The sequence below is a fragment of the Marinactinospora thermotolerans DSM 45154 genome (assembly GCF_900167435.1).
Taxonomy (GTDB): domain Bacteria; phylum Actinomycetota; class Actinomycetes; order Streptosporangiales; family Streptosporangiaceae; genus Marinactinospora; species Marinactinospora thermotolerans.
The window spans coordinates 213938-226367 of the sequence record NZ_FUWS01000008.1 but is presented as its reverse complement, the minus strand read 5'-3'; the positions used below and the strand labels follow the sequence as shown (position 1 = coordinate 226367).

The following is a 12430-nucleotide window of genomic DNA, read 5'->3' as shown; positions in this document are numbered from 1 at the left end:
GGGGGGTCACCCCTCGTTGGCCGACGTGCAGAAGTCGGTGTCGGCGTAGGCGTCGGTGCAGATCTCCTCGATGCTGTAGAAGCCGTCGGAGATCACGGTGTCCTCGATGTTGTCGATCGTCACCGCGGTCGGTTCGAGCAGGACCGAGGGGATGGTGTTGCCGTCGGCGTCGGTGACCTCGGTGACGGTGAACTCGCCGCCGCCGTCGTACTCCTCGCCCGTGGCCAGGGCGACCGCCATGCCCGCGGCGACCTGGGCCTCGGGGCGGATGGCCTTGTAGACCGTCATGTACTGGTCGCCCGCGACGATGCGCTGGATACCGGCGAGCTCGGCGTCTTGGCCGGTGACGGGGGGAAGCTCCTCGACGCCCGCGCTCTTGAGGGCGGCGATGATGCCCGCGGCCATGCCGTCGTTGGCGGAGTAGACGCCGGAGATGTTGTCGGCGCCGATGGAGGTGATGGCCTGCTCCATCTGCTGCTGGGCCTTGTCGGGCGACCAGTCGGCGGTGTCGTACTCGGCGCCGATCTCCACCTGGCCGTCGAGCACCTCGTGGGCGCCGGCCTTGAAGTCCGCGGCGTTGGGGTCGGTGGGCGAACCGTTGATCATGACGATCTCGCCCTCGTCGGCCTTCCCCTCGGCCTCGAGCGCCTCGATGAGGGCCTGCCCCTGGACCTTGCCCACCGTCTTGTTGTCGAAGGAGACGTAGTAGTCCACGCCGCCCTGGGCGAGACGGTCGTAGGCGACGACGGGCACGCCCTGGCCCTTGGCCTGCTGCACGATGCTGCCGGCCGCCTCGGCGTCGACGGCGTCGAGGACGAGCACGTCCACGCCCTCGGTGAGCATCGCCTCGGCCTGGGACTGCTGCTTGCTGGTGTCCTGGTCGGCGTTTTGGTACGAGACCTCGCACTTCTCGCACAGTTCGGCGACGGCCTCTTCGAAGTAGGGCCGGTCGAACTTCTCGTAGCGCGCCGTCTTGGACTCGGGCAGCAGCAGACCGATGGTGAAGCCCTCTTCGACCGAGGCGTTGCCTCCGGCCTCGCCCTCCCCACTGGTCGTGGTGGTCGCACCGCATCCGGCGGCGGCGAGGGTCAGGGCTGCGGCGGCGCCGACCGTGGCGCGGCGCACGAACCTGTTACGGGTGTTCAACGACTTTGACCTCCTCCAGAGGGCCGCCGAGCAAGGGGGATGCGGGGGCACCCGCTGCCACGTGGTCGGGATCACTCGGCGGTCCGGTGCGGTGAAGTCAAACCCCTCGCAACGTTGTCGTCAAGCCTTGAACACATAACTGAAACGTCACGACGGTAGTGTTCAATCTTTAAACACAGTGAACACGCAGGTCAGAGCGGTCACCCCCAGGTTGTGAAGTTCTGTTAGGGGGCCGAATTTTTACCTTATGGATTCACCCATTGTGGACAGGGCGAGTCGCAGCGCGCCCCGCAACGCCGCCCGAGCGCCCAGCTCCCCCCGGACGACGCGCACGTCGCGAAGTGCGCTGCCCAGCGTCCCCAGCTCCATGGCCCGGCGCATCGGCTCCAGGAACAGCTCCTCGGCGTCGGCCAGCTCCCCGCCGACGACGACCATCTGCGGGTTGAACATGTTCACGACGATCGCCACGCCACGGCCCAGCGCCGCACCGGCCTCGGCGACGATGCGACGGCATCCCGGATCGGCGTCGCGCGCCGCGGCCACAACGTCGCCCAGCGTCGCCAGGTCCTCCACGTGCCCCAGTTGCGGCAGCATCGCCAACAGGTAGGGCTCCCCCACGAGGGTCTCCAGGCATCCCCGGTTGCCGCACCGGCACACCTGCCCCCGCTCGTCGAGGCCGATATGCCCGATCTCGCCGGCCGTCCCCCCCGCCCCGCGGAAAAGGCGGCCCGAAACGAGGAGTCCGGCCCCCACCCCCTGGGACAGGCTGACATGGATGACGTGCTCGCGCCCGCGCGCCACCCCTTCGGCGGCCTCGGCGAGAACGGCCAGGTTCGCGTCGTTCTCGACGGCCACCGGGAGCCCGAGCCGCTCGGCCAGTTCCTCCCCCGGGCGCGCGCCGGCCCAGCGCGGCATGCAGGTGATGGTCCCGATCTCTCCGCTGACGGCGTCGACCGGCCCCGGCACGGCCGCCGCGACCCCGATGACCGTGGAGTGGTCGATCCGCGCCTGGGTGAGCAGGGTCTCGACGAGCCACACCGCGCGGCGCACACCCCGGCCGGCGTCGGAGGCGACGTCGTAGACGATCGTCTCCTCCAGCAGCGTGCGCCCCTGACTGTCCCCCAACGCGACCGTGATCCGGGAGAACGCGAAGTCGATGCCCACGACCACGCCCGGCGGTCTCACCAGGGTGACCGCGCGGGCGCGGCGGCCGTTCGAGGAGGTCTCGCGCACCGAGACCGTCCCCAGGCTCCGCAGGTCGCGCACGATGTTGGAGACGCTCGCCGCCGACAGGCCGGTGGCCCGCGCGATCTCGGCCTGGGTCATCGTGCCCGCGGCGCGCAGCGCCTCGACGACCCGCTGCCGGTTGGCCTGTCGCAACGCGGCCTGGGAACCGGGGGTGACCTCCGCGTCCGTCGCCAACGGGCCTCCTGAGCGTGCCGATCCGTGTGTTCGCTGCTGAAAGGGAGCTTACAAGCCTTGAACTCACGTGGCGCTGGCCGGCCCCACACGGCATTCGGGCCGCGTGGGGCCGCGAACGGGGTCAGGCGGTGACGATCACACCGTAGAAGCGGCCCAGCGTGGCGGCGGCCGACAGCGCGAGCTGCGCCGACTCGATCGGGTGGCCGCGCAGGAACTCGGTCACGGTCTCCAGCCCACGGCGCAACCGGCCGCGCTTGGGCTGGGGGCGGGCGACCTCCTCCTCGATGTGGCTCACCGCGCTGACGTAGTCGGCCTGGTCGACCTGGTCCAGGCGAAGGTCCTCCAGCGCGTCCCACATGTGCTGGACCAACGCCAGCGCCTCGGCCGAGGAGAGCGCGTGCCCGGCCGCCTGGCGCACCTGGCCCTGCGCCCCGATGACGAACTGACCGCCCGGCCCCTCGTTGTTGATGACCGTGTTGTAGTTGGTGGTCATACCGCCGGATTCCCCGGCCTGGCTCCCGCCGTTCACGGTTCCCCCGATCCCTCGACGTCGTGGCGAACCCCGGCGCCCCACGGCGGGCACCCCGGCTCACCGACCCGGTCTCCCCCGAGTACCGGAAAGACGACTATATTCGAACTCGTGTTCGAATCGCAATGGCGATTAGGCTACCGTCCGTGCTCACCCTGCCCGCCGACCCCGCGCTCGCGACCCACCTGGCCCGCCTGGTGGGCGCGGCCCCGCCCCGGGCCGGAGGGCGCCGCGTCCTCGCGCTCGAAGGCCGCTCCGGCTCCGGCAAGAGCCACGTCGCCGCGCTGCTGGCCGACCGGCTGGGCTGGCCGGTGATCCACATGGACGACCTGTACCCCGGCTGGGACGGGCTCGACGCCGGTGTCGCCCTGGCGCGCGCGTGGGTGATCGCACCGCTGCTGCGCGGCGCGGAGCCCCGGTGGCGGCGTTACGACTGGTCGGCCGGCGAGTTCCGGGAATGGCACCACACACCCGTGCGCGACACCCTCGTCGTCGAGGGGTGCGGCAGCGGCGCGCGGGAGCTGCGCCCGCACCTGTCCCTCCTGGCCTGGATCGAGGCCCCCGCTCCGGTGCGCGCGGCCCGGCTCGACCTGCGCGACGACGCCGTCGCCTACGCGCCGCACCGGAGGGCCTGGGCGGAGCGCGAGTTCCGTTTCCACACCCGAAACGGCCTCCCCGCGGCCGCCGACCTGCGCATCGACAACCCCGATCCGGCACCGTGAGCGCCCATGATCCCGCGCGGGGTGTTGCGCCCGCCCCCGCCCGGGGCAGAGGCTGGGGGCACCTGATGCGGGAGGCGTCCCGCGCGCAGAGGAGGACACGATGTTGTACGGCGCCGAGCACGTCAAGCGCTACATCGAGACCAACGGTGAAGAGGGACACGACTGGCAGGGCACCACCACCCTGATCCTGACCACGACCGGCCGCAAGTCGGGCAAGCCGCGCAGCACCCCGCTGATCTACCGGACCGACGGGGACGACTACGTCGTCGTCGCCTCCAACGGGGGCGCCACCGAGCACCCCCTGTGGTACCGCAACCTGCTGGCGGACCCCGAGGTCACGGTCCAGGTCAAGGGCGACCGGTTCAGGGCGCGCGCTCGCACCGCGAGCGAGGAGGAGAAGACGCGGCTGTGGCCGCGGATGGCGGCCACCTGGCCCGCCTACGACGAGTATCAGACCAAGACCGACCGATCCATCCCTGTTGTGATCCTGCAACGGGAGAAGTAGGCGAGACGGGCGGCGGGGCGTCCCGCCGCCCGGTTTTCGCGGTCTCCCTCCCCAGGCCGGATCCGGCCACCTCGCGTCACAGCACTCCCTCACGTCACCGGCGTCCCAGCCCGGGAACAGGGATTTCTCGATATTTCCCCCTTCTGCTCCACCGTCCGCCGTTCTTCGCCCGGCGCAGACGCCCACCCCTTACCCGTTTTCCCGCCACTGGCCTCACCAGCGCATTTCCCCCTCCTCCCGTTCCCTACCTGGACTGTTGCTCTACGACTAATACGCGCCTTAGCCTTACGCCGGAATGTCGGGTGCCATAAAGGCACCCGTGCCATCACCAATGGAATAGAGGTGACCGGCCCATGCAAAAGGAACAGGGCAAGCGCCGGAAATACGCGCCGCCCAGGCTGACGGAAATGGGCGCCTTCAAGAAGGCCACCGGATACAACGCGATCAACAAGTTGGAGATCATCTTCATCTGGCCGCGGCTCTTCAACTAAAGCGATCGCTCGGCATTCGGCAAGGTCCAGTATCCGGAGGAAAAGTGGTCGGTCACATCGGTTCGTATTTCGTCGTTCTGCCGGACGTCGCCCTCCCGGTCTCCGTGACCGGTCGCCTGCCGGCCGACGCCGAACGGCTGGCCGACCACCCCTCCGGACGTCCCTGGATCCTGGGCCGGCTCCCGGCCGAACAGGTCAGGACGGTGGTGGCGGGCGAGCGGCGTCTCATGCTCATCGGCCGCTGCCCGGTCCCCACGCGAAGGCTGGAAGAGGAAATCGCCCGGCTCGGCGACGTCTCCGCCCTGGACCGGATCGCGCGCTCGCTCCCCGGCAGCCTCCACCTCGTCGCGGCCTTCGGCGGACGCATCCGGGTGCAGGGCAGCGCCAGCGGACTACGGCGGGTCTTCCACGCCACCGCGGCCGAAACGACGGTCATCGCCTCGGACCGCTCCGACGTCCTGGCCGCCGCGACCGGCGCCGCCCCCGACCCCACGGTGCTGGCCCTGCGGATGCTCAACACCCTCGCGCACCCCCTCGGCGACTCCTCCGTGTGGAGCGGGGTCACGGCGGTCCCCTCCGACCACTACCTCGACCTGGCCGCGGACGGCGACGGCCACCGGGTGACCCGTTGGTGGGTCCCCCCGGAGGCGCACCTGGACCTTCCCGCCGGGGCCGACGCCCTGCGCGCGGCGCTCACCGAGGCGGTGGACGTGCGCACCCGCGACGGCCTCGTCATCAGCACGGACCTGTCCGGCGGTTTCGACTCGACGCCGCTGTGCTACCTGGCCTCCCTGGGCCCCGCCAAGGTCGTCGGCGTGACGATGACCAGCGACCTCGACAGCGACGACGACCTGCACTGGGCGCGCATCGCCCTGCGGGCGATGCCCACGATCGAACACGTCATCCAGCCGGAACGCAGCCTGCCCTCGTTCTACTCGGGCCTGTACGACGTGCCGGCGCTCATGGACGAGCCCTCCGCCGCCTTCATGAGCACGGCACGGGCCATGGCCCGCCTGGAACTCGCGCGGGAGTACGGCTCCCGGGTGCACCTGGACGGCCTGGGCGGCGACCAGCTCCTGATGGGACCGCCCGTCCTCTACCACGATCTGATGCGCAGCCGCCCGCTGCTGGCCGCGCGACGACTGCGCGGGTACGGGCTGTTGGGCCGGGTCCCGATGGGCGTGCTGACCGCCGCCATGGCCGACCGGCGCGGTTACCGGGAGTGGTTCGACGACGCCCGCGCGCGGCTGCTGTCGGGGCGTCCGCCCGGCCCCGGCGACCTGTTCGGCTGGGACATGCTCCCCGTGATCCCGCCCTGGTTCACCGGCGAGGCCAGGGAGGCGATCGTCGGGCACTTCGAACGGGCCCGCGACCACGCCCGGCCGCTGGCGAAGAGCCGCGGCCGCCACGCCGACCTGGCCGCGGTCCGCACGGCAGGCCGCGAGGTGCGCGTCCTGCACCAGATCGGCCTGCCGGACGGCCCGAGCGCCGACTCCCCCTTCCTCGACGACCGCGTGGTGGAGGCCTGCCTGAGCCTGCGCACCGAGGAGCGGATCACCCCCTTCGAGTTCAAACCCCTGATGAAGGCCGCGATGTCCGGTCTCCTCCCGGACGAGTTCCTGCGCCGCCGGACCAAGACCGACGGGTCGACACTCGCGGCCGAGGGGTTCGCGCACAACCGTGACGAGATAACCGGGGTGTGGGAGGACTCCCGACTGGCGCGCATGGGACTGATCGATCCAGCCCCCCTCCTGGAGCTGACGGCCGGGTCCTACACTCCCGACGACCATGATTGGAGCATGGAGATGACCCTGGCCTGCGAACTGTGGCTGCGTTCCCGGGAGCGCGGATGACAGGGGGGACGGCCGAGAACGCGCGGGCCCTGGTGCGGCTGCACCCGGAGGTCTCGATGGCCGACACTGACTACGGGCTGGTGCTGCTGGACCGGCGGGACGGCAGGTACTGGCAGCTCAACTCCACCGGAGCCGAGATCCTGCGCCGGCTGATGGACGGCGAAGAGGTCGGCGCGGTCGCCGGCTTCCTCGCCGCCGAGTACGAGGTCGACCCCGCCGAGGCCGAACGTGACGTGCGCTCCCTCCTCGACGAGATCGTCGGGAGGGGGATGGCGCTGCGATGACCTTCCACATGGCCCCCGAACAGGGTGACACCCGCCCCTCCCTGGTGGAGGGGCTCCTGGCCCGCTGCGCGGTCGGCGCGGCACGCCTCCTCGCCCAGGCTCCCCCCGAGCGCATCCGCGTGGTGCTGGAACGGGCGCTGCGCGGAACACGCCCCGCCTCCTACAGCGAGGCCAAGGCCGCCCGCGACGCGGTACTGGCGGTCAGCCTGCGCTGCGCCGGCCCCAAGGCGTGCCTGCCCCGCTCGCTGGCCGTCACCCTGTTGTGCCGGATGCGCGGGACCCGCGTGTCCTGGTGCGTCGGAGTGCTGCGCCGGCCGCCGTTCATGGCCCACGCCTGGGTCGAGGCCGAGGGCAGGATGGTGGGCGAGGGCAGGGGCGAGCGCGGCGACAGCGAGCACTTCAGCAAGCTGATCACCGTGGGGTGACCGGCCGCCCGACGGCGAAGGCCCGCCGGCGTCTTCTGGACGCCGGCGGGCCTTCGTGTCACCGCACCGGACCGGGTGGATCCGGCGAGACGCTCCTGGGCGGGACTACTTCGCGATGAGCTGGCGCAGCACGTACTGCAGGATGCCGCCGTTGCGGTAGTAGTCGGCCTCGCCCGGGGTGTCGATGCGCACCACGGCGTCGAACTCGACACCGGTGTCGGTGGACACCTTCACCGTCGCGGGGACGCGGCCCTCGTTGAGCTCGGTGATACCGGTGATGGAGAAGGTCTCCTCGCCGGTCAGCCCGAGGGAGTCGGCGGACTGGCCCTCCGGGAACTGCAACGGCAGGACGCCCATGCCGATGAGGTTGGAGCGGTGGATGCGCTCGTAGGACTCGGTGATGACCGCGCGCACGCCCAGCAGGCTGGTGCCCTTGGCCGCCCAGTCACGCGAGGATCCCGAACCGTACTCCTTGCCGCCGAGCACGACGAGCGGGGTGCCCTGAGCCGCGTAGTTCTGCGCGGCGTCGTAGATGTAGGTGACCGGGCCGCCCTCCTGGGTGAAGTCGCGGGTGTAGCCGCCCTCGGTCCCCGGAGCGATCTGGTTGCGCAGCCGGATGTTGGCGAACGTGCCGCGGATCATGACCTCGTGGTTGCCACGGCGCGAACCGTAGGAGTTGAAGTCACGGCGCTCGACGCCGTGCTCCTTGAGGTAGCGTCCGGCCGGGCTGTCGGCCTTGATGGCGCCGGCCGGCGAGATGTGGTCGGTGGTGACCGAGTCGCCGAGCTTGGCCAGGACACGGGCGCCGACGATGTCGGTCACCGGCTCGGGGGTCTCGGCCATGCCCTCGAAGTAGGGGGGCTTGCGGACGTAGGTGGAGTCCTCCGCCCACTCGAAGGTGTCGCCGGTGGGCGTGGGCAGCGAACGCCACCGCTCGTCGCCGGCGAACACGTCGGAGTAGGCCTGCTCGTACATGTCCGAGGCGATCGCGGAGTCCATGACCTCCTGGATCTCCTCGGCGGAGGGCCAGATGTCGGCGAGGTAGACCGGCTCGCCGTCGGAGCCCGTGCCCAGCGGCTCGGTGGTGATGTCGATGTCCATCGAACCGGCCAGCGCGTAGGCCACCACGAGCGGCGGCGAGGCCAGGTAGTTCATCTTGACATCGGGGTTGATCCGGCCCTCGAAGTTGCGGTTGCCCGAGAGGACCGAGGTGACCGCGAGGTCGCCGTCGGCGATGGCCTTGGAGATCTCCTCCGGCAGCGGACCGGAGTTGCCGATGCAGGTGGTGCAGCCGTACCCGACCAGGTTGAAGCCCAGCTTGTCCAGGTAGGGCGTGAGACCGGAGCGCTCGTAGTAGTCGGTGACGACCTTGGAGCCGGGCGCCAGCGAGGTCTTGACCCACGGCTTGCGGGACAGCCCCTTCTCCACCGCCTTCTTGGCCAGCAGGGCGGCGCCGAGCATGACCGAGGGGTTGGAGGTGTTGGTGCAGGAGGTGATCGCGGCGATCACCACGGAGCCGTGGTCGATCTCGGTCTCGGTGCCGTCGGCCAGGGTGACCTTGACCGGGTTGCTCGGCCGCCGGCCCAGGCGGCCGGTGGTGTGGTCGGCCGGCGCGCCGCCATCGGCGGAGACGGCGGAGAAGGCCGGGGAGTCCGAGGCCGGGAAGGACTCGGCCGACGCCTCGTCCACGCCGTTCTCGATGCCGTCGTCGTGCACGTAGTCGCGCACGTTCTTACGCCAGGTCGGCTTGGCCTCCGACAGCGCGATGCGGTCCTGCGGGCGCTTGGGGCCGGCGATGGACGGGACGACGTCGGCGAGGTCGAGTTCGAGGTACTCGGAGTAGACCGGCTCGACCGAGGGGTCGTGCCACAGCCCCTGCGCCTTGGCGTAGGCCTCGACCAGGTCGGTCTGCTCCTTGCCGCGGCCGGTGAGCTTCATGTACCGGATGGTCTCGTCGTCGATCGGGAAGATCGCGGCGGTGGAGCCGAACTCCGGGCTCATGTTGCCGATGGTGGCGCGGTTGGCCAGCGGGACGGCGGCGACGCCCTCGCCGTAGAACTCGACGAACTTGCCGACGACGCCGTGCTTGCGCAGCATCTCGGTGATGGTGAGCACCAGGTCGGTGGCGGTGGTGCCGGGCTTGAGCTCGCCGCTCAGCTTGAAGCCGACGACGCGCGGGATGAGCATGGAGATCGGCTGGCCCAGCATCGCGGCCTCGGCCTCGATACCGCCGACGCCCCAGCCGAGGATGCCCAGGCCGTTCTGCATCGTGGTGTGGGAGTCGGTGCCCACACAGGTGTCGGGGTAGGCCTGGCCGTTGCGGACCATGGTGACGCGCGCCAGGTGCTCGATGTTGGCCTGGTGCACGATGCCGGTGCCCGGCGGGACGACCTTGAACTCGTCGAAGGCGGTCTGGCCCCAGCGCAGGAACTGGTAGCGCTCGCGGTTGCGCTCGTACTCGATCTCGACGTTGCGCTCGAAGGCGTCGGGACGGCCGAAGACGTCGACGATGACGGAGTGGTCGATCACCAGCTCCGCGGGGGCGAGCGGGTTGATCTTGGCGGGGTCGCCCCCCAGGTCGCTGACGGCCTCGCGCATGGTGGCCAGGTCCACGACGCAGGGCACGCCGGTGAAGTCCTGCATGATGACGCGGGCCGGGGTGAACTGGATCTCCTGGCTCGGCTGGGCGCTGGCGTCCCAGTTGCCCAGGGCCCGGATGTGCTCGGCGGTGACGTTCGCGCCGTCCTCGGTGCGCAGGAGGTTCTCCAGCAGCACCTTCAGGCTGTAGGGAAGCCGCTCGGAGCCCTCGACGGCGTCCAGGCGGAAGATCTCATACGACTCGTCGCCAACGCGGAGCGTGTCACGGCTGCCGAAGCTGTTCGCGGACACGGTGTTTGCCTCCTGATCTCGCCACTTTCTCCCAGCATCCTGCCCTAGGGGCGGCACCGGGAAATCACTGAGGCTGCCCTAACGAGATCGCCCCGCACGGGAGGCGGATCCGCTCGCGCCGCGCCCCTGTGAGCCTTCGACCTGCGGCGACGGCCTTGGCCCTCCGTCAACGCGGCCGAGCGGCCCGGCCTCATCATCGCAGCGGCGGCACGCGATCGCGGTCAACCTCACGTGCTCAGTGATTCGCTCTCATTTATCTCGATATCAAGGTATCGGACATGTATCTCGACATCAAGTTACCGCCGCCCGCCGGGGCGGCACCGCCTTCCCTCGACGGCGCCGCCCCGCCCGGACCCGCTCAGTCGAGCTGCGGCGCGACCTGCGAGGCGATGAGCTCCAGGTGGTCCAGATCGGAGAGGTCCAGAACCTGGAGGTACATCCGCTCGGCACCGATCTCGGCGAAGCGCCCGATCTTCTCGACGATCTCGGCGGGGCTGCCGGTCAGCCCGTTTCGCCGCAGCTCGTCGACGTCACGGCCGATCGCCGCGGCCCGCCGGGCCACCTCGGCCTCGGTGCGCCCACAGCACACGACCTGGGCCGCCGAGTAGACCATGGGCGCGGTGCGCCCGGCCGCGCGCACCGCGGCGCGGGTCCGCTCGAAGGCGGCGGAGGTGTCGTCCACGGAGTTGAACGGCACGTTGTACTCGTCGGCGTGCGTGGCGGCCAGGCGGGGCGTCCGCTTGAGCCCCGTCCCCCCGATGAGCACCGGCGGACGCGGCGACTGCTGCGGCTTGGGCAGCGCCGGCCCCTCTCCCAGCCGGTAGTGCTTGCCCTCGTAGCTGAACGTCTCGCCCTCGGGCGTGGCCCACAGGCCGGTGATGATGTCGAGCTGCTCCTCGTAGCGGTCGAACCGCTCACGCGCCGACGCGGGGAAGGGGATGCCGTAAGCGGCGTGCTCCTCCTCGTACCATCCGGCCCCGAAGCCGAACTCCACGCGCCCACCGCTCATCTGGTCCACCTGGGCGACACTGATCGCCAGCGGCCCCGGGTGACGGAAGGTCGCCGCGGTCATGAGCGTGCCCAGACGGATCCGGGACGTCTCACGGGCCAGCCCCGCGAGGGTGATCCAGGCGTCGGTGGGGCCGGGCAGCCCGTCGACGCTTCCCATCTTCAAATAGTGGTCCGAACGGAAAAAGGCCTCGTAGTCAAGGTCCTCGGCAGCCTTGGCGACCGTCAGCAGGGTGTCGTAGGTGGCGCCCTGCTGCGGTTCGGTGAAGATCCTCAAACGCATGCCCGCATTGTCCTACCGAGAGCGCGGCGGACGGAAATCGCCGTCCCGGGGCGTGTTCCACCGGAGACCGATTTTTGACGCCCTTGGCCCCTCCTCCCCTCGCCGAGCGCGCCGGCGCCGGACGCGGATCCCGCTTCCCGCGTGAGGGCGCCGGGTCTTCGCCCGGTTCCGGCCTGCCGGCAGCGGACCGCGTGGCCCGGACGTCGGCCTCCTCCCACGGCGCGCGCCTGGCCATCGGACCGGGGCGGCGCGCCGGGAGATCGGACCGCCCTCGCCCCTTCCCTATGGGCGCCGCCGTCCCGCGCGGCCGACGTCACCGCGGGTACCGGAAGCGGCCAGCGGCCACTTCGGCACCGGCGGGAGCGGGCCAGGGGACGGACGGGGCGCGCCTGACCCGCAGGTCAGAATGTTCTTACGGTTTGTGCATTGCACAACGCTTTTCACCGATCGCGATTCGACCGAACACCCGAGAAGCCCACCGCCTTTTCCGGCGGGGTCCAGCTCAGCGACCGTACCAATTCCCCGAAAGGGCATTCGCCGCGCTCCGCAAACCATCCCAGGAAAGGCGACGATCTTTTTCTCGCCGCCTTCGGCACGCCTTTGCGGGGAATCCCCTCTTGACCACGGGAGAACACCGAATTACGGTCTAGACCAGATTAACGGACATGGATTCCGCTGGCCCCGCCCTGTGGCACCGGCGATTCACGGACGACGCCGTCCACACCACGGAACCGTTCCCGACCCGTTCCCGCGATCAACAGGGCCGAGCGGGTGTGCGCGCCACCCGGCTCCGCCACCGCGGTCGTATCGACCGAAGGGCCGATACCCGAGCGACTTTCCGCGGAACGTTCCCCCTCGGAACCCGTGCCCGTC

11 protein-coding genes are annotated in these 12430 nt (G+C 70.5%); 6 read left to right on the top strand and 5 right to left on the bottom strand.

Annotation, left to right across the window (positions count from 1 at the left end; translation table 11 throughout):
* Positions 1-6: 6 nt before the first annotated feature.
* The 3 genes from B5D66_RS15910 to B5D66_RS15900 form a co-directional block, all read right to left on the bottom strand.
* Positions 7-1146 carry a sugar ABC transporter substrate-binding protein gene (locus tag B5D66_RS15910; protein WP_078762526.1) on the bottom strand — a complete coding sequence of 380 codons (1140 nt, stop codon included), beginning with the start codon at positions 1144-1146 and terminating at the stop codon, positions 7-9.
* A 240-nt stretch (positions 1147-1386) separates the two neighbouring features.
* On the bottom strand, positions 1387-2568 hold the full coding sequence (locus B5D66_RS15905; protein ID WP_078762525.1) for an ROK family transcriptional regulator: 1182 nt from the start codon (positions 2566-2568) through the stop codon (positions 1387-1389).
* Positions 2569-2689: 121 nt separating this feature from the next.
* The gene (locus B5D66_RS15900) at positions 2690-3061 is read right to left on the bottom strand and encodes a hypothetical protein (RefSeq protein WP_078762524.1); all 372 of its coding nucleotides are present in this window, start codon (positions 3059-3061) and stop codon (positions 2690-2692) included.
* Between the two features lie 182 nt (positions 3062-3243).
* Between B5D66_RS15900 and B5D66_RS15895 the strand changes: the two genes are divergently transcribed.
* From B5D66_RS15895 to B5D66_RS15875, 6 genes are all read left to right on the top strand, one after another.
* Complete coding sequence (locus B5D66_RS15895) at positions 3244-3819, top strand: nucleoside/nucleotide kinase family protein (RefSeq protein WP_144390163.1); 576 nt, start codon at positions 3244-3246, stop codon at positions 3817-3819.
* 100 nt (positions 3820-3919) lie between these two features.
* Positions 3920-4324: a nitroreductase family deazaflavin-dependent oxidoreductase gene (locus B5D66_RS15890; RefSeq protein WP_078762522.1), complete on the top strand. Its 405-nt coding sequence runs from the start codon at positions 3920-3922 to the stop codon at positions 4322-4324.
* Positions 4325-4677: 353 nt separating this feature from the next.
* Positions 4678-4815: a hypothetical protein gene (locus B5D66_RS25525; protein WP_159457276.1), complete on the top strand. Its 138-nt coding sequence runs from the start codon at positions 4678-4680 to the stop codon at positions 4813-4815.
* A gap of 44 nt (positions 4816-4859) precedes the next feature.
* The gene (locus B5D66_RS15885; protein ID WP_078762521.1) at positions 4860-6668 is read left to right on the top strand and encodes an asparagine synthase-related protein; all 1809 of its coding nucleotides are present in this window, start codon (positions 4860-4862) and stop codon (positions 6666-6668) included.
* Entirely contained in the window at positions 6665-6952 is a 288-nt protein-coding gene (locus B5D66_RS15880; protein ID WP_078762520.1) for a lasso peptide biosynthesis PqqD family chaperone, read from the top strand. Before B5D66_RS15885 ends, B5D66_RS15880 begins: the two co-directional genes overlap by 4 nt.
* Positions 6949-7377, top strand: coding sequence for a lasso peptide biosynthesis B2 protein (locus B5D66_RS15875; protein WP_078762519.1), 429 nt, complete (start codon positions 6949-6951; stop codon positions 7375-7377). The genes B5D66_RS15880 and B5D66_RS15875 overlap by 4 nt, the downstream gene beginning before the upstream one ends.
* A gap of 105 nt (positions 7378-7482) precedes the next feature.
* Here B5D66_RS15875 and B5D66_RS15870 read toward each other — a convergent pair whose 3' ends face one another.
* Together B5D66_RS15870 and B5D66_RS15865 are read right to left on the bottom strand one after the other, a co-directional pair.
* The gene (locus tag B5D66_RS15870) at positions 7483-10266 is read right to left on the bottom strand and encodes an aconitate hydratase (protein WP_078762518.1); all 2784 of its coding nucleotides are present in this window, start codon (positions 10264-10266) and stop codon (positions 7483-7485) included.
* Positions 10267-10624: 358 nt separating this feature from the next.
* Positions 10625-11557, bottom strand: coding sequence for an LLM class F420-dependent oxidoreductase (locus B5D66_RS15865; protein WP_078762517.1), 933 nt, complete (start codon positions 11555-11557; stop codon positions 10625-10627).
* Positions 11558-12430 lie beyond the last annotated feature (873 nt).